This is a genomic window from Haloferax sp. KTX1, from assembly GCF_902410085.1.
Taxonomy (GTDB): domain Archaea; phylum Halobacteriota; class Halobacteria; order Halobacteriales; family Haloferacaceae; genus Haloferax; species Haloferax massiliensis.
The window spans coordinates 164455-190835 of sequence record NZ_CABPRH010000002.1 but is presented as its reverse complement, the minus strand read 5'-3'; the positions used below and the strand labels follow the sequence as shown (position 1 = coordinate 190835).

The 26381-nt window shown below is 68.8% G+C and carries 33 protein-coding genes; 17 read left to right on the top strand and 16 right to left on the bottom strand.

Features of this window, described 5'->3' with window-relative positions; genetic code table 11:
- Positions 1-18: 18 nt before the first annotated feature.
- Positions 19-225 carry a hypothetical protein gene (locus FY251_RS05170; protein ID WP_148413753.1) on the bottom strand — a complete coding sequence of 69 codons (207 nt, stop codon included), beginning with the start codon at positions 223-225 and terminating at the stop codon, positions 19-21.
- An 89-nt stretch (positions 226-314) separates the two neighbouring features.
- Positions 315-1271 (bottom strand): methyltransferase domain-containing protein, encoded by a 957-nt coding sequence (locus FY251_RS05165; protein ID WP_148413944.1) that lies wholly within the window; start codon positions 1269-1271, stop codon positions 315-317.
- A 136-nt stretch (positions 1272-1407) separates the two neighbouring features.
- Here FY251_RS05165 and FY251_RS05160 point away from each other — a divergent pair, with 136 nt between their 5' ends.
- From FY251_RS05160 to FY251_RS05145, 4 genes are all read left to right on the top strand, one after another.
- Entirely contained in the window at positions 1408-1719 is a 312-nt protein-coding gene (locus FY251_RS05160; RefSeq protein WP_148413752.1) for a DUF5658 family protein, read from the top strand.
- Positions 1720-1777: 58 nt separating this feature from the next.
- Positions 1778-2347 carry a TATA-box-binding protein gene (locus FY251_RS05155; RefSeq protein WP_148413751.1) on the top strand — a complete coding sequence of 190 codons (570 nt, stop codon included), beginning with the start codon at positions 1778-1780 and terminating at the stop codon, positions 2345-2347.
- Positions 2348-2426: 79 nt separating this feature from the next.
- Positions 2427-2804: a hypothetical protein gene (locus FY251_RS05150; RefSeq protein ID WP_148413750.1), complete on the top strand. Its 378-nt coding sequence runs from the start codon at positions 2427-2429 to the stop codon at positions 2802-2804.
- 18 nt (positions 2805-2822) lie between these two features.
- Positions 2823-3791, top strand: a complete 969-nt coding sequence (locus tag FY251_RS05145) for a CPBP family intramembrane glutamic endopeptidase (protein WP_148413749.1) — start codon at positions 2823-2825, stop codon at positions 3789-3791.
- Positions 3792-3814: 23 nt separating this feature from the next.
- Here FY251_RS05145 and hisG read toward each other — a convergent pair whose 3' ends face one another.
- Entirely contained in the window at positions 3815-4660 is an 846-nt protein-coding gene (gene hisG, locus FY251_RS05140; protein ID WP_089777236.1) for an ATP phosphoribosyltransferase, read from the bottom strand.
- 78 nt (positions 4661-4738) lie between these two features.
- Between hisG and FY251_RS05135 the strand changes: the two genes are divergently transcribed.
- The gene (locus tag FY251_RS05135; protein WP_148413748.1) at positions 4739-5839 is read left to right on the top strand and encodes a peptidase; all 1101 of its coding nucleotides are present in this window, start codon (positions 4739-4741) and stop codon (positions 5837-5839) included.
- Positions 5840-5860: 21 nt separating this feature from the next.
- Here the strand turns inward: FY251_RS05135 and FY251_RS05130 are convergent, their stop codons facing one another.
- A complete protein-coding gene (locus FY251_RS05130) occupies positions 5861-6373 on the bottom strand; it encodes a winged helix-turn-helix transcriptional regulator (protein ID WP_004045277.1) in 513 nt (170 codons plus the stop codon).
- On the bottom strand, positions 6370-6714 hold the full coding sequence (locus FY251_RS05125; RefSeq protein ID WP_089777239.1) for a hypothetical protein: 345 nt from the start codon (positions 6712-6714) through the stop codon (positions 6370-6372). Before FY251_RS05125 ends, FY251_RS05130 begins: the two co-directional genes overlap by 4 nt.
- 163 nt (positions 6715-6877) lie before the next feature.
- Here FY251_RS05125 and FY251_RS05120 point away from each other — a divergent pair, with 163 nt between their 5' ends.
- Positions 6878-8170, top strand: a complete 1293-nt coding sequence (locus tag FY251_RS05120) for an amidohydrolase (protein WP_148413747.1) — start codon at positions 6878-6880, stop codon at positions 8168-8170.
- 88 nt (positions 8171-8258) lie between these two features.
- On the opposite strand, the gene FY251_RS05115 is transcribed toward FY251_RS05120, so the two are convergent.
- Positions 8259-8570, bottom strand: coding sequence for a helix-turn-helix transcriptional regulator (locus FY251_RS05115; protein ID WP_148413745.1), 312 nt, complete (start codon positions 8568-8570; stop codon positions 8259-8261).
- Positions 8571-8668: 98 nt separating this feature from the next.
- Here FY251_RS05115 and FY251_RS05110 point away from each other — a divergent pair, with 98 nt between their 5' ends.
- Complete coding sequence (locus tag FY251_RS05110; protein ID WP_148413744.1) at positions 8669-9955, top strand: adenosylhomocysteinase; 1287 nt, start codon at positions 8669-8671, stop codon at positions 9953-9955.
- A 34-nt stretch (positions 9956-9989) separates the two neighbouring features.
- Here FY251_RS05110 and FY251_RS05105 read toward each other — a convergent pair whose 3' ends face one another.
- Positions 9990-10673: a hypothetical protein gene (locus FY251_RS05105; protein WP_148413743.1), complete on the bottom strand. Its 684-nt coding sequence runs from the start codon at positions 10671-10673 to the stop codon at positions 9990-9992.
- Between the two features lie 96 nt (positions 10674-10769).
- Between FY251_RS05105 and hjc the strand changes: the two genes are divergently transcribed.
- Positions 10770-11192 (top strand): Holliday junction resolvase Hjc, encoded by a 423-nt coding sequence (gene hjc, locus FY251_RS05100; RefSeq protein WP_008576726.1) that lies wholly within the window; start codon positions 10770-10772, stop codon positions 11190-11192.
- 27 nt (positions 11193-11219) lie between these two features.
- Here the strand turns inward: hjc and FY251_RS05095 are convergent, their stop codons facing one another.
- Positions 11220-11867 carry an SWIM zinc finger family protein gene (locus FY251_RS05095; protein WP_148413943.1) on the bottom strand — a complete coding sequence of 216 codons (648 nt, stop codon included), beginning with the start codon at positions 11865-11867 and terminating at the stop codon, positions 11220-11222.
- A gap of 219 nt (positions 11868-12086) precedes the next feature.
- Between FY251_RS05095 and FY251_RS05090 the strand changes: the two genes are divergently transcribed.
- The gene (locus FY251_RS05090; protein WP_004065604.1) at positions 12087-12290 is read left to right on the top strand and encodes a hypothetical protein; all 204 of its coding nucleotides are present in this window, start codon (positions 12087-12089) and stop codon (positions 12288-12290) included.
- Between the two features lie 109 nt (positions 12291-12399).
- On the opposite strand, the gene FY251_RS05085 is transcribed toward FY251_RS05090, so the two are convergent.
- Positions 12400-13500 carry a DNA primase large subunit PriL gene (locus FY251_RS05085; RefSeq protein WP_148413942.1) on the bottom strand — a complete coding sequence of 367 codons (1101 nt, stop codon included), beginning with the start codon at positions 13498-13500 and terminating at the stop codon, positions 12400-12402.
- Between the two features lie 164 nt (positions 13501-13664).
- On the opposite strand from FY251_RS05085, the gene FY251_RS05080 reads away from it, so the two are divergent.
- Together FY251_RS05080 and FY251_RS05075 are read left to right on the top strand one after the other, a co-directional pair.
- Entirely contained in the window at positions 13665-14258 is a 594-nt protein-coding gene (locus FY251_RS05080) for a hypothetical protein (RefSeq protein WP_148413742.1), read from the top strand.
- A 66-nt stretch (positions 14259-14324) separates the two neighbouring features.
- Positions 14325-15683, top strand: coding sequence for an MFS transporter (locus FY251_RS05075; protein WP_148413741.1), 1359 nt, complete (start codon positions 14325-14327; stop codon positions 15681-15683).
- 113 nt (positions 15684-15796) lie between these two features.
- On the opposite strand, the gene FY251_RS05070 is transcribed toward FY251_RS05075, so the two are convergent.
- The gene (locus tag FY251_RS05070) at positions 15797-16540 is read right to left on the bottom strand and encodes a DNA polymerase sliding clamp (protein ID WP_004065599.1); all 744 of its coding nucleotides are present in this window, start codon (positions 16538-16540) and stop codon (positions 15797-15799) included.
- A 273-nt stretch (positions 16541-16813) separates the two neighbouring features.
- On the opposite strand from FY251_RS05070, the gene FY251_RS05065 reads away from it, so the two are divergent.
- From FY251_RS05065 to FY251_RS05055, 3 genes are all read left to right on the top strand, one after another.
- Positions 16814-17275 carry a low molecular weight phosphatase family protein gene (locus FY251_RS05065; protein WP_148413740.1) on the top strand — a complete coding sequence of 154 codons (462 nt, stop codon included), beginning with the start codon at positions 16814-16816 and terminating at the stop codon, positions 17273-17275.
- Positions 17276-17382: 107 nt separating this feature from the next.
- The gene (locus FY251_RS05060; protein ID WP_058568340.1) at positions 17383-18156 is read left to right on the top strand and encodes a 23S rRNA (uridine(2552)-2'-O)-methyltransferase; all 774 of its coding nucleotides are present in this window, start codon (positions 17383-17385) and stop codon (positions 18154-18156) included.
- 130 nt (positions 18157-18286) lie between these two features.
- Positions 18287-18688, top strand: coding sequence for a hypothetical protein (locus tag FY251_RS05055; RefSeq protein WP_148413739.1), 402 nt, complete (start codon positions 18287-18289; stop codon positions 18686-18688).
- A 40-nt stretch (positions 18689-18728) separates the two neighbouring features.
- Here FY251_RS05055 and FY251_RS22475 read toward each other — a convergent pair whose 3' ends face one another.
- The 4 genes from FY251_RS22475 to tatCt form a co-directional block, all read right to left on the bottom strand.
- Positions 18729-18905: a hypothetical protein gene (locus FY251_RS22475; RefSeq protein ID WP_187367347.1), complete on the bottom strand. Its 177-nt coding sequence runs from the start codon at positions 18903-18905 to the stop codon at positions 18729-18731.
- 56 nt (positions 18906-18961) lie between these two features.
- Positions 18962-19681 (bottom strand): queuosine precursor transporter, encoded by a 720-nt coding sequence (locus FY251_RS05050; protein ID WP_148413738.1) that lies wholly within the window; start codon positions 19679-19681, stop codon positions 18962-18964.
- A complete protein-coding gene (locus FY251_RS05045; protein ID WP_115880139.1) occupies positions 19674-19850 on the bottom strand; it encodes a ribbon-helix-helix domain-containing protein in 177 nt (58 codons plus the stop codon). The genes FY251_RS05050 and FY251_RS05045 overlap by 8 nt, the downstream gene beginning before the upstream one ends.
- 110 nt (positions 19851-19960) lie before the next feature.
- Complete coding sequence (gene tatCt / locus FY251_RS05040) at positions 19961-22117, bottom strand: Sec-independent protein translocase protein TatCt (protein ID WP_148413737.1); 2157 nt, start codon at positions 22115-22117, stop codon at positions 19961-19963.
- 130 nt (positions 22118-22247) lie between these two features.
- Here tatCt and FY251_RS05035 point away from each other — a divergent pair, with 130 nt between their 5' ends.
- Positions 22248-23639, top strand: a complete 1392-nt coding sequence (locus FY251_RS05035) for a twin-arginine translocase subunit TatC (RefSeq protein ID WP_148413736.1) — start codon at positions 22248-22250, stop codon at positions 23637-23639.
- A gap of 110 nt (positions 23640-23749) precedes the next feature.
- The gene (locus FY251_RS05030) at positions 23750-24073 is read left to right on the top strand and encodes a hypothetical protein (protein ID WP_148413735.1); all 324 of its coding nucleotides are present in this window, start codon (positions 23750-23752) and stop codon (positions 24071-24073) included.
- Between the two features lie 30 nt (positions 24074-24103).
- On the opposite strand, the gene FY251_RS05025 is transcribed toward FY251_RS05030, so the two are convergent.
- A complete protein-coding gene (locus FY251_RS05025) occupies positions 24104-24586 on the bottom strand; it encodes an SRPBCC domain-containing protein (RefSeq protein ID WP_148413734.1) in 483 nt (160 codons plus the stop codon).
- Positions 24587-24660: 74 nt separating this feature from the next.
- Here FY251_RS05025 and FY251_RS05020 point away from each other — a divergent pair, with 74 nt between their 5' ends.
- Complete coding sequence (locus tag FY251_RS05020) at positions 24661-25299, top strand: histidine phosphatase family protein (RefSeq protein WP_148413733.1); 639 nt, start codon at positions 24661-24663, stop codon at positions 25297-25299.
- A gap of 46 nt (positions 25300-25345) precedes the next feature.
- Here FY251_RS05020 and larE read toward each other — a convergent pair whose 3' ends face one another.
- Entirely contained in the window at positions 25346-26233 is an 888-nt protein-coding gene (larE, locus tag FY251_RS05015; protein WP_148413732.1) for an ATP-dependent sacrificial sulfur transferase LarE, read from the bottom strand.
- Between the last annotated feature and the right edge of the window lie 148 nt (positions 26234-26381).

Genomic DNA, 26381 nt, shown 5'->3' with positions numbered 1-26381 from the left:
CGGTTTCGGCCACTTCGGTCACCGGCGCGTCTCGACCGCGAGCATCACCAGCGAGACGACGAGCGAGAGGACCGCCACCACGAGGGCGAACCGGTAGTACGGACTCGACTCGTGAGACGACAGGAGCGAAAACAGCAGAAACGACGACCCCATCGCGACGATGACCATCGATCGCGGGTCGGGGTCGTACGCCTCGGTGACGGCTTTTCGAACCGGACGCAACATGCGTTCGCTTCGACGCGCTGGCGGATAGTTATGTCGGGTGACTGAATTGAAACTGTTGACTGCGATGGCTAGTCGGCCGCCGATTCCGACTACCGATGCAGCAGATGCACGTACCGTACCAGCGACCGGTGGACTCGGCGCTCGAACACCCGTTCGACCTCCCAGCCGGCGTCTTCCGCCTCCTCTGTCCACGACCGGTCGGCGACCATCACGCACTTCGGAGCGACCCGGCGGACCTCCGCCAGCGCCCCGCCGACGAGGTCCGAAAGCGAGTGGCGCGCGATTTTCGACTGTCGGCCGTAGGGGGCGTCGAACACCGCGCCGTCCATCGAGTCGTCGCCGAAGGGGAGCGCGGTGGCGTCGCCGCGGACCACGTCGCCGGAGCCGACGTAGTGACGCAGGTTCTCCCGCGCGCCGCCGACCATCTTCGCTTGGGCGTCGACGCCGACCACGTCGGCACCGACCAACCCGGCTTCGAGGAGGACGCCGCCGGTGCCGCACATCGGGTCCAGAATCCGGGCACCGGGCTCCGCGCCGGCCATGTTGACGAAGGCGCGGGCGTCCACTGGGGCCATGCTTCCCGGCTGGAAGAACGGTCGGTCGGTCGGCTTTCGGTCGGCGAAGTCGCGGACGGCCTCGACGGCGGTCCAGCCGACGAGACAGGCGTCCTCGGAGAAGTAGACCCGAAGCTCGTGGTCGGGGTCGTCGAGGTCGACGCCGAAGCCGCGGTCGACGAGCGCCGACCCGAGTTCGCGCTCGGCGTCGGTCGTGCTGATATCGGTGAGCCCTCGCACGTCGCGGGCGCGGACGGCGACGGTCCCCTCGCGGTCGACGTTCGCGGCCGCGACCACGGCGCGGGCGGCGTCGACGTCGGGCTCGCAGCGGCCGACCAGTTCGACGACGCGACGGGTGTAGGCGAGTCGCCTCGCGTGCTCTGGGTCGACGCCGCGGGCGGTGGCGAGGCCGGGGGCGACGACCGTCACGCCCGTCGCCGCCGACTCGGCCTCGCGGGCGGCGAAGGCGTCCTCCTCGCCGGCGAGTTCCAGTCCGTACACGCTCGGACCTGACGGGCCGCGGAAATGAGGGTATCGGTCGTCGCCGGCCACCGACCGGCCGCGCTGCCGCTGACCGCGACACCCCGACGACGGCGAGACTTATACCGGCCGCTCCGAATTCACCCGCATGGCTGCTCTCGACGCCATCCTCTGGGGCGCGGCGGCGCTGGCCTACGGGCTCGGCGACTACGTCACGACCGTCCTCGGAGTCAGGATGGCCGGCGTGCAGGAAGGGAACCCCATCGTGCGACGCGTCTCCGGCGGCGACCCCGGTCCGGGCTCGTTCGCGGCGTTGAAACTCGTCTCAATCGCGCTGTTCCTCGCCGCCTACTGGGCGCTCAGACCGTCGGTCGCTCGCCTCGCAGTTCCATTCTCACTGACAGTTCTCGGCGCGGTCGTCACCGTCCGAAACGTCCGGATTATTCGCCGCCGCACGTAAACTGTCATTCCCTCGCACCAATCTTTTTAACCCTTAAATACGTGACTTAAATCGTTGTATGACCGACCCCAAGGACACAATCAACATCGAAAACGTCGTCGCCTCCACGGGAATCGGCCAAGAGCTCGACCTCCAGAGCGTGGCGATGGACCTCGAGGGTGCCGACTACGACCCCGAGCAGTTTCCGGGACTCGTCTATCGCACGCAGGACCCGAAGTCCGCGGCGCTCATCTTTCGGTCCGGGAAAATCGTCTGCACCGGCGCGAAGTCGACTGACGACGTCCACGAGAGCCTCGAAATCGTCTTCGACAAGCTCCGCGAGCTTCAGATTCCCGTCGACGACGACCCCGAAATCACCGTTCAGAACATCGTCACGAGCGCGGACCTCGGCGAGAACCTGAACCTCAACGCCATCGCCATCGGTCTCGGGCTCGAAAACATCGAGTACGAACCGGAGCAGTTCCCCGGCCTCGTCTATCGCCTCGACGAACCGAGCGTCGTCGCCCTCCTCTTCGGGTCGGGCAAACTCGTCATCACGGGCGGCAAACAGCCGAAAGACGCCGAGGCGGCGGTCGACGTCATCATCTCGCGGCTCTCCGAACTCGGTCTCCTGAACGGGTCGTTCTAACGCGCCGGGTCGCCCGGCCGCGCCGCGCGACCGGGACCGAATCGACCGAACCTAAGTCAGTCGCGTCCCACGGGCCGGTATGGACGCGCTCACCTTGCAGACGGCCGCCGGTGCGCCGGTCACGGCCGTCGCCGGAACGTTCGCGCTGTTCGCGCTGTTCCTCTCTCTCACCGCCCACATCGCCGCGCGGAACGTCCTCGGCGACGTGGAACTCAAGAAGGCGTTCGCCGTCGGGCCGGTCCCGGCGGCCGTCGCCGTCGTCTTCACCTCCTTCGGCTGGAACTCCTTCGTCGCGCTCGCGCTCGCAATCGGTCTCGATTTCGGCTTCGTCAAGTATCTCTACGGCCGGTCGAACCGCCTGTCGGCGTACGTGGTGACCATCCACTTCGTCGTCTCGGTGCTCCTCGGCAGCGTGCTGTTCGGCCTCGCCGCCATCCTCACGACCGCGCCCGTCTGAGGCTCCCGCCGTACTTTCTTGACCGAGGCCGTCGAACCCCCCGCCGTGTCTCCCCGTCGCCTCCTCTGGAACGACACGGAACGCCGGCCGCGCGCCCCGTTCCGCCTGCTCGCGACGCCCGTCGTCTTCGTCGTCGTCTCGCTGGTGGTCGGCCTCTCGCTCTCGACCGCCCTCGGCGGCCTCGCCGAGTCCAGCCGACTCGTGTCGCTCGTCGTCTCGCTCGTCTCGGTCGGTGCGAGCGGTCTCGCCGCGCTCGTGGTCGCGCGGTACGTCGACAGACGAACCATCGCGGACCTCGGCCTCGGGTTCGACCGCGAGTGGGCGGTCGACCTCGGGTTCGGACTCGCGCTCGGAACCGCTCTGATGACCGCCGTCTTCGTCGTCAGCGTCGCCGCCGACTGGATTTCGGTCTCCCCCGCCCCGCTCGGCGTCGACCGGCTCGTCGGCGTCGGCTCGCTTCTGGCGTTCTTCGTCGTCGTCGGCATCGCGGAGGAACTCCTGCTCCGGGGAATCGTTCTCACCGACGTCGCCGAGGGGCTCCGCTGGCGGTTCGACCCGGACGTGGCGGTCGCCGGCGGCCTCGCCGTCTCGTCGGCGGTGTTCGGCGTCGCCCACTACGCCAACCCGAACGCCGGGTTCGCCAGCACGACCAGCATCACGCTCGCGGGCGTCATGCTCGGCCTCGGGTACGCGCTCACCGGCGACCTCGCAATCCCGACGGGAATCCACATCTCGTGGAACTTCGTGCAGGGCGGCGTCTTCGGCTTCGCGGTCAGCGGCCTCGACTTCGGCACGTCGCTCGTCGAGACGACCGAGCAAGGGCCGGACGTCGTCACCGGCGGCGCGTTCGGGCCGGAGGCCGGCCTCCTCGGCATCGGCGCGATAGCGCTCGGCGCGGTCTGTATCGCGGCGTACGTCCGGGCGCGCCGCGGCGACCTCGGGTTCGAACCGTCGGTCACGGTGCCGGACCTGCGCTGGAGAAACTGACCTCGGCGCGACGGGCGCGCCGCTTACTCGACTAACCGCTCGATTTCGGTGACGAGGATGCCGCTCGCGCCGACGTTTTTCAGGTCGCTGACGACCTCGAACACGTCGCGCTCGTTCACGACGGCGTGGACGGCCACGGTCGAGTCGCCGGCGACGTCCATCACGGTCGGGCCGCCCAGACCGGGGATGACCTCCTTCACGTCGTCGAGTTTCTCGCGCGGCGCGTTCATCATCAGGTAGCGCTTGCCCTCCGCCGAGCGGACGGATTCGAGCGCCATGAGCAACTGCTGGACCTTCGGGTCGTCGACCACGTCGGGGCGGGCGAACAGCCGAACCGACGACGACAGCACCTCGTCGACGACGGCGAGGCGGTTCACCCGCAGGGTCGTCCCGGTCGAGGTGATGTCGATGATGGCGTCGGCCATCTCGACGTGCGGCGTCAGTTCGGTCGCGCCCGTGACCTCGACGACCTCGGCGTCGATGCCCTCCTCCTCGAAGTAGGTCCGCGCGATGTGCGGGAACTCGGTGGCGACGACCTTGCCCGACACGTCGGCGACGGTCTCGATGTCGCCGTCCTCGGGCGCGGCGAGGACGAGCCGACACTTGCCGTACTCCAAATCGAGCAGGTCTTCGAGTTCGTGGCCCGACTCGCGGACCTGATCGAGGCCCGTGATGCCGACCTCGGCGGCCCCGTCGCGGACGTACTCGGGGATGTCGGCGGCGCGGGCGAACAGCACGGTCACGTCGGGGTCGACGGTCCCGGCGTAGAGTTTGCGCTCGGCACCGTTGTCGAGGTGCAGTCCCGCACGCTCCAGGAGTTCTATCGTCGGTTCGTGCAGGCGGCCCTTGTTGGGCACGGCGATTCGCATACCTTTCCGTCACGTCCCGGAGGTAATTGACTTTCGCAAGCCGGAACGGTTTTTGACACGTATTCGAAATGTCATTTCATGGCTCCCGTCACCTTCGCCGGCGCGCTCGTCGGCGTCTCCCTCCTCGGGGCCGGTTGGTCCCGCGTCAGCGCCGGCCTCCACGAGCGCCGCGACTCGTCGGTCCAGCGGTTCAGAAGGCGCGTGCGAAGCAACTGGCTCTCCGCCGCCGTCCTGTTCGTCGGCGTCGTCTGGTGGACGAACGCCGACCGGGCGCTCCTCGCGGCCGTCGGGCTCCCGACCGACTGGCCGTGGGCGATTCTCGGTTGGGCGCTCGTGGCTGTCGGTGCCGCGGTCGTGGCGACCGTCTCGTACTTGGGCGCGTTCCCCGTGGCGAGGCGCGTTCGAGACGCCGATATCGGTGCGGGAACGGCCGCCGCGAAGATGTTCCGCTATCAGCTCTTCATCGCGGCGCTCGTCTTCTGCGTGGTGACCGTGCTACACGTCGAATTCCGGGTCTTGGAGACCAGCGGCCTGCTCACCCTCCTCGCGTTCGTAGCCGCCGCGTACGTGTTTTCGACACCGCTCGTCAGCGTCTCGCAGACGACGGCGGCCCCAGACGACGCGACGCGAGAGCGACTCGACCGCCTGTGCGACCGCGCCGGTCTCTCGGTCGCTCGGATTCGCCTCCTCGACGGCGGCGGCCACCGATCGGACCACCTCACCCGCGGCCCGGTCGGTCGGAAGACGCTCTTTCTCACCGACTCGCTGCTCGACCGCTACGACGACGAGACGGTTTCGGCGCTCCTCGCGGTCGACGCCGCGCGACTCGGCCGGTTCGTCTACGAACTTCGACTGTTTACCGTGGGCGCGGCGGCCGGGCTCGTCTTCTTGGGCGTCGCGTGGCCGCCGTTCGGATTCGTCCTGTCGTTCTTGGTCTCCGCCGGAATCGGCGTGATCGTTCTCGTGACCGGCGAGTACGCGAGCAAGCGGCTCATCTACCGGGCAGACGAGGCGGCGGCACACCGGGTCGGGCGCGCGGCCGTCGCCGACGCGCTCGACGCGACCGCGGACGAGGTTGACACCGGCCGCGCGGGGTCGCGCCTCTCGTTCGAGCCGTCGCTGGCGTCGCGCATCGGGCGGCTCCGAGACGGCTCCGGGGCGGACGAAACGGGCGCGTAGGACTGCTCCGCGGACCCGCGACTACCCTTCGACGAGGTGGTCGAGCAGGCGGTCGAACCGGTCGACGAACCGCTCGGGGAGCGACGGCGACACGTCGTCCAACAGTCGGGTCGTCCGCTCGGGGTGGGTGAGGACGAGCGTCACGCGGTTGTGCAGGTCGCGCTCCTTGCGGACCACGTCGCGTTCGACGAGGTGGTCGAGGTGCCACTCCAGCGTGCTTCGGGCGACGCCGATGTCGTCGGCGACGTCGTCGGGACGGGCGTCGCCGTGTTCGAGGAGGTGGCCGAGGATGTCGCGGGCGGTCTCCCGGCGGACGAGCGCGAGCGCGCCGCGCTCCCACGCGTCGAACTCGGGGGGGAAGTAGTGCGTCCGCCCGTAGAACTCGGAGCGGCGGACCGTCTCGTCGGAGAGCAGTCTGCGGACGTGGTGTTGTACCTGGCCGGGAGCGAGGTCGAGCGCGCGAACGAGCTCGTTGAAGTGGACTCCCGGGTTGTGCTTGATGTGGTCGGCGACGCGGGTTCGTGTCTCACTCATGGGTCGTTGACCCCCGCCTCGCGCTCGATGCTCCGGGCGTAGTAGATGGCCGCGAGGACGAGGCCGGCCATCACGAGGTCCAAGAAGTGTTCGACGACGTGGTGGTCGAACTCGGAGAGGACGCCGCCGAGCGTCAGCGCGGCGACGGCCGCCCGCGACGCGAACGCCAACAGCGCCAGCGCGACGAGCAGGTGCGACCGCGTCCGCCGCCGGAGGAAGACGGCGACGCCGAGCGCGGCCAGCGTCACCGACGAGACTCCCGCGAGGACGACGACCGCGGTCATCCACGGACTGCCTTGGACGTGCCCCGGAACGAGCGCGAGGTTCGACGGGGGCTCCATGTCCCCCGATACTGGGGGTCCGACCCTAAGGGGGCGTGCTCGTTCTCGATTTTCGGGAATCGGACTACCGCCGGTATTCGGCCCGCTCACGGGCGAAGCGGGCGGTCGGCCCCCGCGGCCGCGAGACGGTGGATTCACCACCCCGCCGGCCCGAACGAGCGACATGAACACGCTCCGAATCGCGGGCGGACAGGTGCTTCGCCCCGACGCGACGGTCGAGGACGCGGACGTCCTCGTGGACCGAGACGAGGGAATCATCCTCGATATCGGCGCGGACCTCGACGCCGACGCCGACGAGACGCTCGACGCCGCGGGCTGTCTCGTCACGCCCGGTCTGGTGAACGCCCACTGCCACGTGGCGATGACGCTCCTGCGCGGCTACGCCGACGACAAGCCGCTCGACACGTGGCTCCGCGAGGACATCTGGCCCGCCGAGGGCGCGCTCACCCCCGAGGACGTGCGCGCCGGCGCGGAACTCGGTCTCGTGGAGATGATTAAGTCGGGAACCACCGCGTTCGCGGACATGTACTTCCACGTCCCCGAAATCGCCGCCGCGGTCGAGGAGGCCGGCCTCCGCGCCCGCCTCGGCCACGGCGTCGTCACGCTCGGCAAGGACGACGCGGACGCGCGGGCCGACATCGACGAGAGCCTCGACGTGGCCCGCGAGTTCGACGGCGCGGCAGAGGGCCGGATTCGGACCGCCGCGATGCCCCACTCGCTGACGACGGTCGCGGAGGACTACCTCCGCGAGTTCGTCGCCGACGCCCACGCCGAGGGCATCCCGGTCCACTACCACGCCAACGAGACGACCGACGAGGTCGACCCCATCGTCGACGAGCGCGGCGAACGCCCGCTCGCGTACGCGAAGGAACTCGGCATGCTCACCGGCGACGACTTCCTCGCCCACGGCGTCCACGTCGACGACGCGGAAATCGACCTGCTCGCCGACGCGGGGACCGGCGTCGTCCACTGCCCGGCGTCGAACATGAAACTCGCCTCCGGCATGGCTCCGGTCCAGAAACTCCTCGACGCGGGCGTCACGGTCGGTCTCGGCACCGACGGCGCGGCCTCGAACAACGACCTCGACATGTTCGACGAGATGCGCGACGCCGCGATGCTCGGCAAGCTCGCCGCGGACGACGCCAGCGCCGTCGCCGCCCCGGACGTGGTGCGGATGGCGACCGCCGGCTCCGCCGCCGCCGTCGACCTCCCCGGCGGCGCGCTCGAAGTCGGCGGCGCGGCCGACCTCGCCGTCGTCGACCTCGACGCGCCGCACCTCGCGCCCGCCAACGACCTCGTGAGCCACCTCGCGTACGCCGCCCGCGGCTCCGACGTTCGCCACACGGTCTGCGACGGGACGGTGCTGATGCGGGACCGCGAGGTGCTGACGCTCGACGAGGACGCCGCGATGGCCCGCGCCCGCGAGGCCGTCGCGTCGCTCCGCGAGCGCGTCTGAACCGCCGCGTCCGGCCCGAAACCGTCTGGTCCGTCCGCCGTCTGGTCCGTCCGCCGTCTGGTCCGTCCGCACCGCCGTCCCGACCTCGCTACCCGGCCAGCTCGATGCGCAGTCCCTCGTCGGTCACGCTGACCTCCATGCGCTCGAACGTCCGGTGGTACTGCGCGACGTGCCGCCCGTCGCTGTGGTCGACCATGATGGACTTCTCGAACAGCGACGCCTCGTGAAGCCGCTTTACCTCCCGGTAGGCCGTCGACAGCGGCACGTCGGCCCGACAGCTCAGCTGCTTGACCGTCAGCGGCTCGTCGGCGACGCGCAAAAGGTCCGGAACCGCGGGGGCGCTCATCAGGGCGAACAACTCCTGTTCGGCGAGCGTTTTGCCGTTGTCTATGACGAGCATCGGCCCTCGGCGATACAATCTCCCGGTTGACACTTGTAGATTCGGGGGCGGCGACCGCCTTCGGTAGGGTTTTCGGACCCCTCTCCGAACCCACGGGTATGAGCGAACACTACGCTCCCGTCTCCGAGCACCTCGACGACGTCGAGGCCGCTCGGACGGAGGGACGACGCAAGATGGACTGGGCGCTCCAGCACATGCCCATCCTGCAGGATCTCCGCGAGCAGTTCGAGTCCGAACAGCCGCTCGCCGGCGAGGTCATCGGCATGGCGATGCACGTCGAGGCGAAGACGGCGAACCTCGTCGAACTGCTGGCGCTCGGCGGCGCGGAAGTCGCCATCACCGGCTGTAACCCGCTTTCGACCCACGACGACGTCTCGGCGGCGCTCGACGCCAACGACGACATCACCTCCTACGCCGTCCGCGGCGTCGACGACGAGGACTACTACGCGGCCATCGACGCCGTCGTCGCCCACGAGCCGACCGTCACGGTCGACGACGGCATGGACATGGTCTTTACCATCCACGAGGAGTACCCCGAACTCATCGACACCATCGTCGGCGGGGCCGAAGAGACCACGACCGGCGTCCACCGCCTCCGCGCGATGGACGAGGACGGCGAACTGAACTACCCCGTCTTCGCCGTCAACGACACGCCGATGAAGCGCCTGTTCGACAACGTCCACGGCACGGGCGAGTCCTCGCTGGCGACCATCGCCATGACGACGAACCTCTCGTACGCCGGCAAGAACGTCGTCGTCGGCGGCTACGGCTACTGCGGCAAGGGCGTCGCCAAGAAGGCGGCCGGCCAGAACGCGAACGTCATCGTCACCGAGGTCGACCCCCGCCGCGCGCTCGAAGCCCACATGGAGGGCTACGACGTGATGCCGATGGAGGAGGCCGCGACGGTCGGCGACGTGTTCATCACGACCACCGGCAACCGCGACGTCATCACCCGCGAGGACTTCGAGAACATGAAAGACGGCGTCCTGCTCGCCAACGCCGGGCACTTCGACATCGAAATCGACCTCGACGCGCTGTCGGACCTCGCGGTCGACGAGTACGAGGCCCGCGACGGCGTCGACGCCTACGAACTCGAAGACGGCCGCCGCCTGAACGTCCTCGCCGAGGGCCGCCTCGTCAACCTCGCGTCGCCCATCGCGCTCGGCCACCCGGTCGAGGTCATGGACCAGTCGTTCGGCGTGCAGGCCGTCGTCGTCCGCGAACTCGTCGAGAACGGCGACGCCTACGACGCGGGCGTCCACGACGTGCCCGACGAACTGGACCGCGAGGTCGCAGAAATCAAGCTCGAAGCCGAGGGCATCGAGTTCGACTCGATGACCGACGAACAGCGCGAGTACATGGGTAGCTGGGCCCACGGGACGTAAGCGGTCTCACACTCTCTTTCGTTTCTCACGCCCGTCAGCGACCGCGTTCTGTCCACTCACCCGCCCGCCAGACGCACGCGACGCCGCCTATCCACGCCGCGAGTCGCATCGCGTCGATAGCCGCGTCGGACGGCGCTTTCCACCCCCAGCCGGTCGGGGCGCGCTCGCTTTCGACCGGCTCGACGACGTAGTACCGGCCGTCGTGTCTGACGTAGTGCGACCGCGCCTCGTACGCGTCTTCTTCGGTCACGGTGCTGGTGCCGTTTCGGACGGCCTCGCGGACGTACCGCGGCGACTCGCCGAGGTCCTCCGAGAGGTCGCGTTTCACCGTCTCGGTCGAGACCGGGTCGACAGAGAGCGTGAGGGTGCGCCCGTCGAGCGTCGCGTTCGGTTCGAAGTAGCGGCCGTCGGTCCGGACGTAGTCGAACGACCAGAACTCCGAGTAGACGTCGCGGTCCGGGTCCAACTGGAGTTCGACCGGGTCGCCGCGGGCCATGTCCATGATGGCGGCGCACTCGGCCGACTGGAGGGGGTTCCAGCCGCACGATTTGACCCGGTAGGACGCGTCTCCGGTCTGCGGTGGGTAGTCAATCGCCGACGCCTCGTAGGTGTACGTCTTCTCGTAGGAGACGCCGTCGGGATAGAGGTACAGCGGGTTCGCGAGGAGGGCGACCCCGAGGACGAGGAGGACGAGGGCGATGCGGTTCTCCCGGTTCATACGGGCAGTATCCGTCAGCCGACGGATAGCTCTGGTGGCGCGGACGCCTCAACGCCGTTCGCCCCATTTATCACCGCCCGCGGCCGACTCCCGACCATGTCTTCGAACAGAAAGGGAGACCGACGCGAGCGCGAACTCGTCAACGCTCTCGACGAGGCCGGCTTCGCGGTCATGCGCGCGCCCGCCTCCGGGAGCGCGACGACGCGCGAACTCCCAGACGTGCTCGCGGGCAACGGCGAGGTGTTCTACGCCATCGAGGCGAAGGCCTCCAGCGGCCGCCCCATCTACCTGAGCGGCGAGGAGGTCGAAGCGCTCGTCTACTTCTCGCGGAACTTCGGCGCGAAGGCCCGCATCGCCGTCCGATTCGACCGCGAGGACTGGTACTTCTTCCATCCCAGCGAACTCTACGTGACCGACGGCGGGAACTACCGCGTCAAAAAGGAGACGGCGCTGGCCGAGGGCGAGGACTTCGAGTCGTTCACCGGCGGCCCGACCCAGACGAAACTCGGCGGCGACTGAGGCCGCGGCGCGATTTTCCGCGCTCGCTCACGCCCGAGCGAGTCGCTCGCCGAGCGTGCGAGCGCCGACGAAGCCGCGTTCGACGCGGCTGAGCCGCGAGGCGGGGAACCGGTAGGCGTGCAGTTCGCCGAGGTCGGCGAGGCCGGCGTTCACCGGCAGCGAGTCCAGATACACGGCCTCGAAGGCCGGTTCGTGGTCGCCGTAGTCGCGGTTGCTCTCGAACGCCGAGACGAGTTTCCCCGTCTCGGTCGGCGTCTCGTCGGCGCGGGTGCCGAGTGCCCGCGTGACGACGAGGAGGCTCCCGCTCTCGCGGTCGTGGACGAGGTCGCCGGCGCGGTGTTCGTGGTCGGGACAGAGCTGGGGCCCCGCCGCGTCCATCGGGACGAACGTCTCGTCGCCGCAGACGGCGCAGGTGGCGCTCCGGCGGCCCGGCGGCGGGACCTCGCCGCGGGTGATTTCGATGGCGACCCGGCGGAGGTGCTTACAGCGGGCGCGCCGGATGGCGTTGTCGGGGCAGGTGCAGGTGCGAGCCTCCACGTCGACGACGTAGGTGCCGCCGTCGGTCTCGACGACGTAGCGCCCGTCGCGGAGCGGCCGGACGGCCATCGGCTCGACGCGGGCGCGGCGGGCGCGCCCGGCCAGCCCGTCGGACGGGAGCGTGGTCTTGCGGCGCACCGGGCGGCGAGTCGACGCGGGTGTGTGTGCGATGTGCGTCATGGTGGTGCGGGAGTCCGACCTTACCAGCGGCTGTTCGAGGTCGGGTTCCGTCACCTACAGATAGGTTCTCGAACGACCTAAACCCTCGTTTCGCGTGGAAAATCGGCCGCGTGAGTGGCTCTCGTCGGGCATCCGCCCATCGAAGACCTTTTAGAACGGCCGCGGATACGTCGTCGCATGGCTATCGAAGCGGAGATGCGGCGGAAGATTGCCGTCTCCATCGTCGCGGTCGGGGTGTTTATCGCCCTCATCGTCGGCATCGGTGCGACCTACAACCAGAGTGGACTCGTCTCCACCGGCGGGCTCGCACTCGTCGGCGCTATCACGGCGTTCGTCCTCGTGATGGCTGGTATCGGCGTTTGGCTGTCGCGTTCTTCCTAATCCTGTCGGTCGGTTTCGGCGACGCGGTCGCCGCGAAACGGCGTTCGACGCGCAGCGGCGGCGCTCGGCGGTCGGCTGACGGCTCGTAGAAACTGCTCCCGTCTCCCCGTCAGTCGGCGGCTTCGTCCGCGGCGGCCGCGTCCGCGTCGTTCGTCGCCGTCTCGAAGTACTTCATCGGGTGCTTGATTGTGTCACAGCGGTCGTCGCGGTTCACACAGAGGTCGTACGCCTGCATCGTCTCGCAGGTCGGCGACGCGTACTGCGACCCGCTTGAGTCCGCAAGGACGGTCGCCCGCTTTTCGAGTTCCTCGGCGTTCGCGTCGCCGACGACGCCGCCGACTTCCTCGGGTTCGAGGCCGACGCCGACGAGGAACGCCGTGAGCGCGAACGCCGCCTCGTTCGGGAGGTCCTCGCCGTCTTGGGCCCGGGCTAACAGCGCCTCGACGCAGGGCGGGAAGTGGTCGGGGTCGACCGAATCGACGTAGACGACGTTGACCGCGCCGCGGTCCGAAAGCAGGTTTCGCAGGCGCTCGACGTGGGGTTTGAGCGCGTCGGCGAGCCGGTCGCCGGCGTCGCTCCCGCGGACGGCGAAGGGAAGCCCCTCCGCGACCCGGCGGCGGACCGCCTCGCGGAGCAGCTCCGAGAGCTCCTCGCGGGTGACGCGGACCGCGCCGTCGGCCAGCGAGCGGTTGACGAGCCGCCAGTCAGCGCCCCAGTCGGTGTCGGAGTAGGCGAGGTACGGTCCCACGTCGACCCAGTAGTGGTCGGGCGCGCGGCGGCTGTTGCGGTTCCGGGTCGGTTCGGCCCGCACCGCGTCTTCGAGGTCGAACTCGCGGAGGAAGTCGTCGAGGCTCGCGCGGGCCTCGCCGTGGACGTCGTCGTCGCCGGCGTCGAAGTCGGCGAGCATGCGCTCGTAGGCCGTGTCGGCCTCGGCGCGGGCGTACTTGTCCACCGCCGCGGGCGTCTCGACGAGCGAGACGATGATGCGCGAGATGGGGTACGAGAGCAGTTCCGTCTGGGTGTCCCGCGCGTAGGACTCGTCGGGGTCGGGTTCGACGGTGCCCTCCATGAGGGCGCGCTCGACGCGCTCGACGCCGCGCTCGACGGCCGGGGCGTCCTCGGCGACGAGCGTCGCGATGGCGACGTCGGCCGATTCGACCGCCTCTCTGGCCGCGGCGAAAAACGGGTATCGGGCGTGGAGCGGGCGCATCCGCATACCGCCACGTTCCGGGTGCCCACCGATAAACGCGACGGATTCGCCGGTGGCGGCCGTGGGCCGTGCGGCCCATTCCCGCGGCCGGTTCTCGCGGCGCGTGCCGCCGCGACGACGGCGCATCACACAACCTATTACCGACCACTTCCTCAGGCTCTCACGTGCCGCACTTCGACTACCCGTGTCCGGACTGCCGCGCCACGACCAGTCTCCACGACGCCGACTGTCGCTTCGAGGGGACGCCGTGGGTCGAAGTCGAGCGGGCCTACGTCGACATCGTCTCCGTCCTCGCGGGCGGCCCGTGCGACGAGGGGACGCTCCGCCGCGAAGCGCCGGGCGAGTGGGGACCGCTCCGGCAGGCCGCGCTCCGGCGACTCAAGCGCGACGAGCGGGTGTCGGACGCGGACTCCGGCGTCCTCCGACTGCGCACCGCCGAGGAGTTCAGAGAGGAGGTCTCGGAGCCGACCCGGGAGCCGATGCGGACGCTCCACCAGTACGGGAGCGTCCCCGGCTGTCACGACAACGCCGTCTTCGCCATGATCGCGTGGTACGAGATGGTCGGGCTGTCGTGGCCCGAGACGCGCGAGAACGTCGTCAACTGGCTCCGCGACACCGGCGCGTGGGACCGCGGCGGCTTCGAGGAGGCGACGCCGGCCGAACTCGTCGAGAAGAAGCGCCACGTCTACGACGCGGGCTACGGCTGGAAGGAAAAGGCCGTCTCCGCAAAGCGCGTCATCGACAGATACCGCTCCTGAGCGCCGGCCTCAATCTCGCGTCGACTCGGCGCAACCGTTAGGCGCTTCTCGCGCGTCTGTGGTGTCGTGAGTGCCCCCGAGTCCGCCGTGTCTGCCGACGCCGAGGCCCCCGAGGTGTCGCGGGGAACGCGACGCGCCCTCGCGGTCGTCGTCGCCGTCGTCTTCATCGACCTCCTCGGGTTCGGCGTCGTCATCCCCATCCTGCCGTTCTACGTCCGGAACTTCGGCGTCAGCGACGTGTACATCGGGCTCCTCGCGGCGTCGTACTCGCTCATGCAGTTCCTCTTCGCGCCCGTCCTCGGTCGCGTCTCCGACCGGCGGGGCCGCCGGCCGGTCATCATGCTGTCGCTCGTCGGGAGCGTCCTCGCGTGGACCGTCTTCGGCGTTGCCGGCGAAATCAACCTGCTTTTCGGCACGACGCTCGCGGTGGCGACGCTGTTCGCCTCGCGGATGCTCGCGGGCGCGATGGGCGGCAACATCGCCACGGCGCAGGCGTACATCGCCGACATCACGCCGCCGGCGCGGCGGGCCGGCGCGCTCGGCCTCGTCGGCGCGTCGTTCAGCCTCGGGTTCATCTTCGGGCCGGCCATCGGCGGCCTGATGGCCTCCGATCCGGTGGTCGCGCTCGCCCGCGACCTGCTCCCGTCGTTCGTGCCCGCGACGCGCTTCTCGCTGCCGAGTTTCACCGCGGCGGCGCTGAGCCTCGTGAGCCTCGGCTTCGCGTTCGTCTTCCTGCGCGAACCCGAGCGCACCCGAGCGCCGGCCGGCACGCCCGCGACGACGCTCGTCTCGCAGTTCCGCGCCGCCCTCGCCGACGACGGCCTCCGGGGGCTCGTCGTCTCCTTTTTCGTCGTCTCGGTCGCCTTCTCCGGGATTCAGGTCATGTTCATCCCCTTCGCGGCCGACGTGTACGGCTACGGCGAGACGGAGACGGCGCTGTTTCTGACCTACATCGGCCTGCTCGGCACGCTGAATCAGGGGGTCGTCGTCGGCCGACTCGCCCGGCGGTACTCGGAGGCGAAACTGGCGGTCGTCGGCGCGGTCGGGCTCCTGGCCTCGCTCGCGTTGCTCCCGTTTTCGCCCGATATCGGGGCGTTTCTCCCCGCTGTCGGCGGGCCGCCGTGGCTCACCCGCGAACTCGCGGCGCTCCTCCTCGTCGGGGCGCTCCTGTCGTTCGGCAACGGGATGTTGAACGTCTCGCTGTCGACGCTCGTCTCCACGTCGGCGTCGGCGGACCAGCAGGGCAACGCCTTCGGCGTCACGCAGGGCGCGGGGAGCCTCGGCCGGACGCTCGGCCCGCCGTCGATGGCGGCGCTGTACGTCTTCGCGTACTGGTCGCCGTTCGTCGTCGGGGCCGTGCTCATCGTGCCCGTGATATTCGTTCTCGCGTCGGTCGCGCGCCGACCGCGGGCGGAAGCGCCCTGAGGCTCGGTTCGCGGCCGAGTCGGGCCGACGCGGTCGCTGGCGAGTGAGAGTCGAGAGAAACGAGTGGGACGGCTCGGGTGGTCGGAAAACGACGCGGCCGCCGAAACGTCCGCTCAGTCGCTCTGGATGCGCGGGGCGAGCATGTACGTGATGGTGCCCATCCCCTCTGCGATCTGGTAGTGAAGCTTGACCGGGAACTCCTCGCCGAGTTCGACGGTGACCTCGGCGTCGGTCGGAATCGCCTTGTTCATGTCCTTCAGGTAGTCGAGCGAGAACAGCGAGTCGGCCGCGCCGGCCTCGATGCTGATGAGGTCCGCCGGGGGAAGCGACAGGTCCACGTCGTCGGTGTCGCCTTCGGCCTCGATGTGGAACGTCTCTTCCGCGCCGTCGACGCGGAGGCGGATGTGGTCAGAGACCATGTCGGCCGCCTTGATACCGCGGTCGAGGTGCGTCCCTTCGAGGACGATGTTCGCCGCGAGGTCGAGGTCCGGGATGTCGGGTTCCTGGCGAATCGAGTCGGGGTCGATGAGCGCGAGCGTGTACGACAGCCCGTCGATGCGGATGTTGAGCTTGCGCGTCTCCTCGTCGAGCGTGAGGTGGATGAGGTCGCCCGAGCCCGCCATCCCGGCGACCTCTTCGAGCCGCGAGAGGTTGACGCCGATGACGCCGCCGTCGGCTTCGTAGGATTCGAACGCCGCCGCGTCGAGCGTGAGGTCCACCATGCCGACGTTCGCGGGGTCGACGGCGCGGATGGAGAGACTCTCCTCGTTGAGTCGAATCTTACACTCGTCGACGAGGACGCTCACGGAGTCGAGCGCGTCCCGGAGCGTCGCGGCGCTCACGATGGCCTTGAACATATGTGCCGTCGTACGACAGCGGTCTTAAAAATACTCCTGATTTGGACTCACCGCAATATGATGTTCGCACGCTCTCCCGCGTGCGCGCTCCCGCGAGCACCCCACCGTTCCCGTCGGCTCCCTATGTGTGTTGTCGTCACTGTCTCCGAACATAGCTAATTCGACGATTTCGGCGGTTTCGGGCTTCAAAGAACTCAAATAGCAGATTGTGTAACACCCGGATATGGCGAACACCGAGACGAAGCCAGCCGCCCGCAGACGAGGTGCCGAGCGATGAGCGACACCGCCGACACCGACACCGATACCGACGCGACTGCGACCCGCGTCGCCTTCGTCTGCGTCCAGAACGCCGGCCGGAGCCAGATGGCGACAGCCTTCGCCCGCCGGGAGCGCGACGAGCGCGGCGTCGGCGACCGAATCGAGGTCGTCACCGGCGGCACCGACCCCGCCGACCGCGTCCACGACGAGGTCGTCGCGGTCATGGGCGAGGTGGGGTTCGACCTCGCCGACGAGACGCCCCGCGCAATCGACCAAGAGGAGATTCTGGGCGTGGACATCGTCGTCACGATGGGCTGTTCGGCCGAGGGCATCTGTCCCATGACGTGGCGCGGCGACGCCCGCGACTGGGACCTCGACGACCCCGACGGGCGCGACCTCGACGCGGTCCGGGCGATTCGCGACGACATCGAGGAGCGCGTCGCGGCGCTGTTCGACGAACTCGCGGGCGACGACTGAACCCGACCGCCTCGACGCCGACGCCACGGGATGTGAGACTGTTCCCCACGCTCCACGACGCAAGCCGAAGCCGGTATACGGCCTGATACGCTACTGGTGGCAAGACTATGGCGCGCAAGGACCACTACTACAACAAGGCCAAACAGGAGGGCTACCGCGCCCGCTCGGCCTACAAGCTGAAACAACTCGACGGGGACGCGGGCCTGTTCGGCCCCGGCAACACCGTCGTCGACCTCGGTGCCGCCCCCGGCGGGTGGCTGCAGGTCGCCTCCGAGGCGGTCGGCGACCACGGCAAGGTCGTCGGCGTCGACCTCCAGCGAATCCGCGGTATCGACCGCGACAACGTCCAGACGATTCGCGGCGACATGACCGAAGACGAGACGAAGGAGGAACTGACGGCCGTCATCGGCGAGCGCGGGGCCGACGCCGTCGTCTCCGACATGGCACCGAACATGACCGGCGAGTACTCGCTGGACCACGCCCGCTCGGTCTACCTCGCCCGGCAGGCGTTCGAGGTCGCACAGGAGCTGTTGGCGACCGGCGGCGACTTCGCCGTGAAGGTGTTCGACGGCCCGGACGTCGCGGACCTCCGCGCCGACATGGAGCGGGAGTTCCAGTACGTCCGGTCGATGCGCCCCGACGCCTCCCGCGATAGCTCCTCCGAGCAGTACCTCGTCGGCAAGCACTTCCTCACCGCCCCGGTCCGGAAGGGCGACGAACTCGACGTGGAAATCGTCGACGTGGGAAGCGAGGGCGACGGCATCGCCAAGGTCGAGGACTTCACGCTGTTCGTCTCCGGCACGGAGGCGGGCGACACGCCGACGGTCCGCGTCACCGACGTGAAGCCGCGGTTCGCCTTCGCCGAACCGATAGACGACTGAGCGCGCCGACGTCGCGCGTCTCTCTCGCGCCCGCGCGCCACCGCGCCGCCGACCCGTTCTCCGCGCAATTTGTGTCTAACTTCGGGCAAGCATTATTATCGGTTGACACGACTCTGCTCGTGAGTCACCCATGTCTGCAGACACGACGACCGCCGACTCGCGACCGTTGTTCACCGGCCTGCCGTCGGGTATCGTCCCGTACGTCGCCATCCTCGGGGCGTTGGCCTCGACGTACGTCCACCTGTCGATGGCTCCGATGTTGCTCCAGTTCAACCAGACGCAGGCGATTCTGTTCGTTCTCGCCGGCGTCGGCTTCCTCGCGGGCATCGCCGTCTACCTGAGCAAGTTCTGGCGGCGCGAGTTCTACCTCGTCGCCATCGCGTTCGCGCTCGCCCAAATCGTGGCGTGGGTCGTCATGAGCGGGCGAGTCAGCGAGATGGCGATTCTTTCGAAGGGCGGCGAGGCCGTCTTCAGCGTCGCGGCGGCGTACCTCTATCTGACCGATTCCCCGGACGCCGACGCGGCCGTCTGAACCGCGTCGCTCGTTCGGCTCTCCGCCCAGCCGGCTCTTTTCACTCGACGACCACGAGTTCGAGTCGAAGCCCCGTCCGACACCCCTTCCACCCGCCGCGACAGGCCCCGGTGGCGAGGATGTCCCCGAACGACGTGTAGGTCCCGCAGTTCGGACAGCGAACCCCCATCTCCATCCCGTCTCGCTCGGTGAGCCGGTGGCGGTGCTCGTCGGCCATACATCGTGTGGTATGTTACCAGGAGAGATAAGCCGTCCGTCGCTGTCGGCGGCGTCTCAGTCCGCGACCCAGCCGTCGGTCGAGGACTCGTCGTCGCCGCGGAGGAGCGCGACGGTCCCGTAGACGAACGGGGTGTCCACGATTGCGATGAGGAGTTTCAGGAGGTACTGGCCGATAGCGAGCCCGACGAGGACGTTCCACTCGAAGGGGTCGCCGATGCCGAGGACCGTCGGCGCGACGTAGAACCCGACGCCGACGAAGATGACCGTGTCGATGGCCTGACTCGTCGCCGTCGAGACGATGTTGCGGAGCCAGAGGAACGAGCCGTCGGTCAGCTCGCGGATGCCGTGGAAGACGATGACGTCCCAGTTCTGACTCACGAGGTACGCGAGCAGGCTCCCGGCGACGACGTTCGTCCCCGACGACAGCACCGTGGCGAACTGCGCGGCGAACTCGGGGTTGGCGGCGGGCGCGGCGATGGTGCTCCAGACGAGGCCGAGGAGGACGAAGTTCATGGCGAAGCCGACGTTCACCATGATTTGCGCCGCCCGGCGGCCGTACAGTTCGGAGTAGCAGTCGGACGCGAAGAAGGTGAGCGCGTACGCCAGCGCCGCCCCCGGCATGAGGATGGCCGCGCCGACGAACGGGAGTTCGCCCACCGCCGACGGCAGGGGAATCGAAAGCAGTTTCGACGCCGTCAACTGCGCCGTCGTCAGCGCGGTGACGAACAGCCCGACGAGGGCGACCTGCCCGACGGCCGAGCGCCCCTCACTCATCTTCGACGAGGCGGTTGTGTCGGTCGTCGATTTCGTCGAGGATGTCGAGCGTCTTCCGGATGGACGCCCGAACCGCATCGCTCCGGTTCACGAACTTCCTGTCGTCGCCGACGTGCTCGTCTAGGTCAGCGAGCAGTTCGTCGGGTATCTCGACGCTTATCTTGGCCATACTCCGCGATTCTCGTGAGAATACTTAACGCCTTTTCAACGGCCGTAACGGCGGTGTTCGGCGCGTCTTCGGGTTGGCGAATTGATGAGTCGGTCGCGGTCGGCCCGCGCTCACTCCGCCGCGCCGCGGGCGGGCGAGAGGTCGCGCCGGCCGCCGACGGTCAGCACGAACAGGACGCCGAGGCCGACGCCGTAGGCGGCCATCAGCGGGAGCGTCACCATGAACATCGTCGTGATGCTCGCGGGGGTGAACACCGCCGAGATGGCGAGGATGAACACCGTGACCTCGCGCCAGCGCTTCCGCATCATCCGGTAGCTGATGCCGGCGGTGTTGAGAAGCACCATCAGGATGGGCACGTCGGCGAGGAGGCCGATGCCGGCGGTGGTGAAGAAGATGAGCCAGAAGAAGTTGGTGATGCGGTAGGCGATTATCATGTTCGCCGCGAGCGCGTCCTCGACGAGGAACGTGATGACCGTCGGCGCGACGTAGCTGTAGCCGAGGGCGAAGCCGCCGAGGAGGCCGCCGGCGAGCGCGCCGGTCCACAGGAAGACGGTCCGGCGGCGCCGGCGGATGAGGTTGCGCTCGCGGAGCGCGGGCCACGCGAAGTACGCGACGAGCGGGAGCGTCGCCAACACGGCCAGAATCGTCGAGAACTTCACCTCGAAGATGAGCGCCTCCATCGGGTGGAGCGCGACGACGTTGAGCACTTCCTCGGGTCGCACGGCCGCGGGGAGGCGCCCGAGGAAGTCGTCGTAGACGTCCCTGATACCGCCGGTGTAGAGCCAGCCGAACGTCGCCGCGAGGACGAGCATGAACCAGCCGACGACCCAGAACGCCCGCGAGGTGAGCGAATCGACGATGAACGCGATGTCGGTGTAGTAGCCGCCGATGTCGTCCTCGTCGGTCTCGCCCTCGGTCAGTTCGGAGAAGAACGCGCCGCCCGCGCGGGTCGTCCGGTCTTCGAGTTCGCCCGGCTCGTCTTCGGCGTCGGCCGCGTCGGCCTCGCGGTCCGCGTCGGCCTCGTCGAACCGGTCGATGAGGGCCTGCGCTTTGGCCTTGTCGCCGTCGTCGATGGCGGCGGACGCGAGGCTCATAATCTCGTCTTCGTCGCGGTCGGCGAAGACCTCCGGCGGCGCGGCGCGGACGCCCGCCACGTCGAGCGCCGAGAGGTCGAGTTTCGAGGGGTCGCCGACGCCGACTTCGGTCCGTTCGAGTCGTTCGATGTCGCGGTAGACGAGGTACGCGAGGCCGAACGCGAGGCCGACGACGCCGCCGGCGGCGACGAACGCGCCCAACACGAACTGCGAGCCGGGGTCGAGGAACACGTAGTCGCTGCCGACCGCGGCGAGTCCGGCGTTCGCGAGTTCGACGCCGCCGTACTCGTAGAAGGCGTAGACGAGGAGGCCGGCGACGACGCCGACGCCCGCGAGGAGGTTCCAGTGGTGGGCCGCCGTCGCCTTGACGTCCATCTTCTCGCTCCCCCGCTTGGCCGTGACGACCACGCGGGCGAGATAGAGGCTGAACGCGTACAGCGAGATGACGGGCACCGCCCACATGATCTGGGTGAACGGGTCCGGCGGCGTGAACAGCGCGCCGAAGGCGAAGATGCCGACGACGGCGTGCCGCCACTTGTCGCGGAACAGTTCGTAGGGGACGATTTCGGCGTACGAGAGGCCGGTCATCGCGAGCGGGAGCTGGCTCGCGAGGCCGAACGAGAGCGTGAGCAGGAAGATGAACTGCGCCCACTTCACGATGGAGTAGCTCGGGGTGAAGCCGGCGGAAATCGCATTCTGGGCGAGGAACGCGAACGTGAACGGGAAGAAGACGAAGTAGCCGTAGGCGACGCCCGCGGCGAACAGCACGACCATCGTCAGTCCGATGAGCGCGAGTTTCCACGGCGCGACGGGCGATTTGGGCCACGCGCCTCGGGCTTTCAGCGCGTCCCGCGAGACGTAGATGAACGGCGGGACCGCGAAGAGCACCCCCACGACGAGGCCGATTTTGGCCTGCAAGAGAATCACGTCGAAGGGGGTCTGGGCGATGATGCTGACGTCGCCGGCGACGCTGGCGTCCATCTGCGCTTTGGTCACGCCCCGGAAGAACCCCCAGACGTAGAGTCGGAGCGCGTAGAACGTGCCGAGGAACCCGACGAGGAAGACGATGAAGACCTTCTGGAGGTCTTTTTGCGCCGCGCGGAGCATCGCACCGGCGGTCTCGCGGCCCGCCGCGATGGTCTGTTGGGTGTCCTCGTCGAGGGCGCTGGACATACGTACGTGGCGAAAGCAGTCTGGCGGTTATCAATCTTTTTCACCGCGGGCGTGAGTTCGACCCTCTCGACGCACCTCCTCGGCGCGATGCGAAAAGACCTATAACTGGCCGGAAGCGTAGGACACCTGAATGGCGGACGAGGAGCGCGACGCAGGGCTCTCTGCGGCCGACGACGAGACGGACGCCTCGGACGACGCCGACCAGCGCTCGTCCGACGGCGACGCCGACGACGCCGACGACGCCGACGACGCGTCTTCGTCGTCCGACGGTCCGGTTTACGGTCGAGTCACCCCGCGAGACGAGACCGTTACCGACGGGTCCGACGACGGCGAGGGCGACGACGCTCCCGACGAGACGGACGGCGATACCGACGGAACCGACGGAACCGACGACACCGACGACACTGACGACGCCGACGACACTGACGACAGCGACGACACTGACGACACCGACGACTCGGACGACGCCGACGACTCGGACGACACTGACGACACCGACGAGCCTCGTCTCCTCGCCGACGATGAACACACCTCGCACGTCCCCGAGGGGACGTACGACGATTCGCGCGAGGAGCCGGCCGACGCCGCCGGCCCGGACCCCGCGCCCGACGGTGCCAGTCCCGCTCTCTCGGGCGAGGACGAGGTGAGCGGCGTGGCCCCGTCGCCCGCGCCCGCCGCCGACGACTTCGACGACGACTTCGACGACGAGGACGTCGGCGGGCTCGTCGGCGAGGCCCCCGAAAGCGACCAGGAGATGCCCCTGACCGCGCACATCGAGGAGATGATTCGCCGGTTGGCGGTCGTCCTCGGCGTCGCGGGCGCGATTACGCTCGTGCTGTTCCCCGGCGCGGACATCCTCAACGCGCTGGTCGACACGCAGGCCGCCTTCGGCGTCCACATCCCGAGCGCGACCGACGTTATCAACTTCCTCTGGAACTCCCACATCCCCGGCGCGGAGACCATCGTCGACCGCCGGCCGCGACTCTACGGCCCGCTCGAACTCATCCTCACCAAACTGAAGGTCGCCGGCCTCGCCGGGACCGTCATCGGCCTCCCCGTGTTCGTCTACGAGACGTACCTGTTCATGCGCCCCGGCCTCTATCCGAAAGAGCGCAGATACTACCTCGCGGCCGTCCCGACGAGCCTCATCCTCGCGCTCGTCGGCGTCCTCTTCGCGCACTTCGTGGTGCTCCCGGCCATCTTCGCGTACTTCACCTCCTACACCGAGGGGACCGCGGTCGTCGCGTTCGGTCTCAAAGAGACGTTCAACCTCATCCTCATCCTGATGGGCTACATGGCGGTCGTCTTCCAGATTCCGCTGTTCGTGGAACTGGCCATCATGATGAACCTCGTCACCCGGCGGTGGCTCGAAGACCGCCGCCTGCTGTTCTGGGGCGCGTTCCTCGGCCTCGCGTTCCTCGTCAGCCCCGACCCGACCGGGATGGCCCCCATCATCATCGGCGCGACGATGATCGTCCTGTTCGAGGGGACGCTCGCGGCCCTGCGCTGGACCGGGAACTGACCGGCTTCTCGTTTCTCTCGTCTCTCTCCCGGCCGGTTCGTTCCTCCTCGTTTCCGCCGACCGCCGACCGTTCAGAAGACCTATCTTAGAATGGTTAGAATACCTATACGATGGCCGACCTCGTCGCCCTGTCGGTGGTCGCCCTCCCGCTCTGGTTCGTCGTGAGCGTCTGGGCCGGCATCGACGCGACCAGGCACAGTTCGCACAACGCCTTCCTCTGGGGTTTCTCGGTGTTCGTCGGCGGGGTTCTCGGCTTGGCGCTGTACCTCAACCTCGGGCGCGACGAACCCGGGGTTGGTCGCCGCGCGGCCGGTCAGTCGGCGTCGCCGAACGGCGTCCCGTCCGCCCGCACCGAGACCGTCACCTGTCCGAACTGCCACTCGTTGGAGGAGTCAGGGAGGGACACCTGCCGTTTCTGCGGCGAGTCGCTGTAACGCGCCGAACCTCCCCGAGACCGCGGGGAATCACGCCGCGTCCGTCGACTCCGTCGCCTCCCGCTTCTCGGCCGCGACCATGCCCTCGACGCGCGTCTTCAGTCCCTCGTTCATGGCGACGAACCCCGCCCGGGTCCGCTCGCCGACGAACCGCAACAGGAGTCCGGCGAGGACGCCCGAGAACGTCTCGGACTGCTCGAATCGGGTACGCCCGCCGCCGTCGAGCGGTTCGAGGCGGAACCGGTGTTCGCCGTCGAACAGCCCCGAGAAGACGAGATGGCCCAGCCAGCGCAGTTCGTGGTGCTTCTCGCAGTGGGTGACGTCGGGTTCGAACGCCGACTCGCGGCCGCCCGGCGGTCGCAGGTGGACGGTGAGCGTCGCGCCCTCGTTCGGCCGCCCGGCGATTCGCATGAACGGGTTCCACTCGGGGTAGCGGTCGAAGTCGACGAGCGTCTCCCACACCCGTTCGGGCGGGGCGTCTATCTCGATGCTCGTGACGAGTTCGTGTGCCATACCTAACAGTTGGCGCGCCGAGACCGTGAATCTCGCGCGGAACGTTCATTGCCGGTGAGGAGAGAGACGGACGTATGGCAACCCTCCTTCTCGCCCGACACGGCGAGACGACGTGGAACCGCGCCGGGCGCGTACAGGGGTGGGCCCCTGTGTCGCTCACCGACCGCGGCCGCGCGCAGGCCGACGCCCTCGCGCGCCACGTCGCGGACACCTACGAGGTCGACCGCCTCGTCTCCTCCGACATCGAACGCGCCCAAGAGACCGCCCGCCCCGTCGCCCGCGAACTCGGCCTCGAACCCGTCCTCGATTCGGCGTGGCGCGAGCGCGACGTGGGGTCGTTTCAGGGGCTCGAATTCGACGAACTCACCGACCGATACCCGCAGTACTCCCTCTCGGCGGTCGGCGCACCCGCCGCCCGCGAACGCCCCCCGAGCGGCGAGAGCCTCGTCGAGGTCCGCCGCCGCGTCCTCAACGCTCGCGAGGGCCTCGCCGATTCGCTCGAACTCGACGAGACGGTGCTCGTCGTCAGCCACGGCGCGCCGATTCGGCTGTCGCTCGGCGAGGTGAAGGGCCTCGACATCGTCGAGTCGATGCTGTCGCAACCGCTCGACAACGGCGGCATCTGCGAGTTCGAAGTCGAACTGAGCGACGAGGGCGACGAACCGCTCGTCCACGTCGTCGCCGAGAACGAGACGCGATTTCTGACGACGTAGGTATTCTGCGGCCGACTCGCGGTGCAGCCGCGGTTTCGTTTTTCGGTTACTTCCGCATCGGGTAGTCCTGCGCGAACACGTCGTCCACGAGGAGCTCGTCGTCGGCCTCGGCGTTCGCCTCCCCGGCGGGGCTGACGCTCCCGGTCCGGTAGCCGTGGAAGTCGAGCGTGACGTGGTCGAATCCGGCGTCCTTCAGGTGGTCGCGGGCGGCGCGGACGAAGTCGGCGTCGAGGGCGCGGTCGAGTTCCTCCGGCGCGACTTCGATGCGGGCGAGGCCGTCGTGGTCGCGGACGCGGAACTGCTCGAAGCCCCACGTCCGGAGAATCGTCTCGGCGCGCTCGACCCGCGAGAGCCGTTCCTCGGTGACTTCGAGCCCGGTCGGAATCCGCGAGGAGAGACAGGCCATCGAGGGCTTGTCGGCGACCGACAGGTCGTAGTCGTCGGCGATGGCGCGGACCTCCGCTTTCGTGATGTCGTGGGCGAGAAGCGGCGACAGCACCTCCAACTCCTCGACGGCGCGGAGGCCGGGGCGGTGGCCCTCGCCGGGGTCAGACGCGTTTGTCCCGTCGCAGACGGCCTCGATGCCGCGGTCGCGGGCGGCCTCGTACATCCGGCCGAGGCGCATCGTCCGGCAGTGGTAACACCGGTCGTCGTCGTTGGCGACGAAGTCGGGGTTGTCCAGTTCGGAGAACTCGACAGTCAGGTGTTCGATGCCGATCTCCTCGGCGACGCGCTTCGCGTCGTCCAATTCGGCGTCCGGCAGGGTCTCGCTCTTCGCGGTGCAGGCGATCGCGTTCTCGCCGAGCGCCTCGTGGGCGAGTGCCGCGACCACGCTGGAGTCCACGCCGCCCGAAAAGGCGATGAGGACGCTCTCGCGCTCCGCGAGCGCCTCGCGTACTGCGTCTGCCTTCGCCGCGACGTCTCGCTCGCTCATGGCCTCCCTTCCCGGCCGACGGGCAAAAGCCCCTCGCCCCCGGCGCGAACGACCGCGAAGGCCCCACGAGTCGGCGAACCGGCCGCGACAGACGCTCTCTCGGCGGGCACGACCCGCGCGTCGTCCCGCGGTCACCACCCCGCGACTT

Bases quoted from the DNA above. Each gene is read 5' to 3' on its own strand.
- larE (WP_148413732.1), bottom strand. From the start codon at position 26,233: ATGAGCGAGCGAGACGTCGCGGCGAAGGCAGACGCAGTACGCGAGGCG.
- FY251_RS05020 (WP_148413733.1), top strand. From the start codon at position 24,661: ATGGCAACCCTCCTTCTCGCCCGACACGGCGAGACGACGTGGAACCGC.
- FY251_RS05135 (WP_148413748.1), top strand. From the start codon at position 4,739: ATGGCTCCCGTCACCTTCGCCGGCGCGCTCGTCGGCGTCTCCCTCCTC.
- FY251_RS05025 (WP_148413734.1), bottom strand. From the start codon at position 24,586: ATGGCACACGAACTCGTCACGAGCATCGAGATAGACGCCCCGCCCGAA.
- FY251_RS05115 (WP_148413745.1), bottom strand. From the start codon at position 8,570: ATGCTCGTCATAGACAACGGCAAAACGCTCGCCGAACAGGAGTTGTTC.
- FY251_RS05090 (WP_004065604.1), top strand. From the start codon at position 12,087: ATGGCTATCGAAGCGGAGATGCGGCGGAAGATTGCCGTCTCCATCGTC.
- FY251_RS05065 (WP_148413740.1), top strand. From the start codon at position 16,814: ATGAGCGACACCGCCGACACCGACACCGATACCGACGCGACTGCGACC.
- FY251_RS05030 (WP_148413735.1), top strand. From the start codon at position 23,750: ATGGCCGACCTCGTCGCCCTGTCGGTGGTCGCCCTCCCGCTCTGGTTC.
- FY251_RS05120 (WP_148413747.1), top strand. From the start codon at position 6,878: ATGAACACGCTCCGAATCGCGGGCGGACAGGTGCTTCGCCCCGACGCG.
- hisG (WP_089777236.1), bottom strand. From the start codon at position 4,660: ATGCGAATCGCCGTGCCCAACAAGGGCCGCCTGCACGAACCGACGATA.
- FY251_RS05050 (WP_148413738.1), bottom strand. From the start codon at position 19,681: ATGAGTGAGGGGCGCTCGGCCGTCGGGCAGGTCGCCCTCGTCGGGCTG.
- FY251_RS05055 (WP_148413739.1), top strand. From the start codon at position 18,287: ATGTCTGCAGACACGACGACCGCCGACTCGCGACCGTTGTTCACCGGC.
- FY251_RS05060 (WP_058568340.1), top strand. From the start codon at position 17,383: ATGGCGCGCAAGGACCACTACTACAACAAGGCCAAACAGGAGGGCTAC.
- FY251_RS05160 (WP_148413752.1), top strand. From the start codon at position 1,408: ATGGCTGCTCTCGACGCCATCCTCTGGGGCGCGGCGGCGCTGGCCTAC.
- FY251_RS05105 (WP_148413743.1), bottom strand. From the start codon at position 10,673: ATGAACCGGGAGAACCGCATCGCCCTCGTCCTCCTCGTCCTCGGGGTC.
- FY251_RS22475 (WP_187367347.1), bottom strand. From the start codon at position 18,905: ATGGCCGACGAGCACCGCCACCGGCTCACCGAGCGAGACGGGATGGAG.
- FY251_RS05110 (WP_148413744.1), top strand. From the start codon at position 8,669: ATGAGCGAACACTACGCTCCCGTCTCCGAGCACCTCGACGACGTCGAG.
- hjc (WP_008576726.1), top strand. From the start codon at position 10,770: ATGTCTTCGAACAGAAAGGGAGACCGACGCGAGCGCGAACTCGTCAAC.
- FY251_RS05045 (WP_115880139.1), bottom strand. From the start codon at position 19,850: ATGGCCAAGATAAGCGTCGAGATACCCGACGAACTGCTCGCTGACCTA.
- FY251_RS05155 (WP_148413751.1), top strand. From the start codon at position 1,778: ATGACCGACCCCAAGGACACAATCAACATCGAAAACGTCGTCGCCTCC.
- FY251_RS05125 (WP_089777239.1), bottom strand. From the start codon at position 6,714: ATGGAGCCCCCGTCGAACCTCGCGCTCGTTCCGGGGCACGTCCAAGGC.
- FY251_RS05035 (WP_148413736.1), top strand. From the start codon at position 22,248: ATGGCGGACGAGGAGCGCGACGCAGGGCTCTCTGCGGCCGACGACGAG.
- tatCt (WP_148413737.1), bottom strand. From the start codon at position 22,117: ATGTCCAGCGCCCTCGACGAGGACACCCAACAGACCATCGCGGCGGGC.
- FY251_RS05070 (WP_004065599.1), bottom strand. From the start codon at position 16,540: ATGTTCAAGGCCATCGTGAGCGCCGCGACGCTCCGGGACGCGCTCGAC.
- FY251_RS05170 (WP_148413753.1), bottom strand. From the start codon at position 225: ATGTTGCGTCCGGTTCGAAAAGCCGTCACCGAGGCGTACGACCCCGAC.
- FY251_RS05150 (WP_148413750.1), top strand. From the start codon at position 2,427: ATGGACGCGCTCACCTTGCAGACGGCCGCCGGTGCGCCGGTCACGGCC.
- FY251_RS05130 (WP_004045277.1), bottom strand. From the start codon at position 6,373: ATGAGTGAGACACGAACCCGCGTCGCCGACCACATCAAGCACAACCCG.
- FY251_RS05085 (WP_148413942.1), bottom strand. From the start codon at position 13,500: ATGCGCCCGCTCCACGCCCGATACCCGTTTTTCGCCGCGGCCAGAGAG.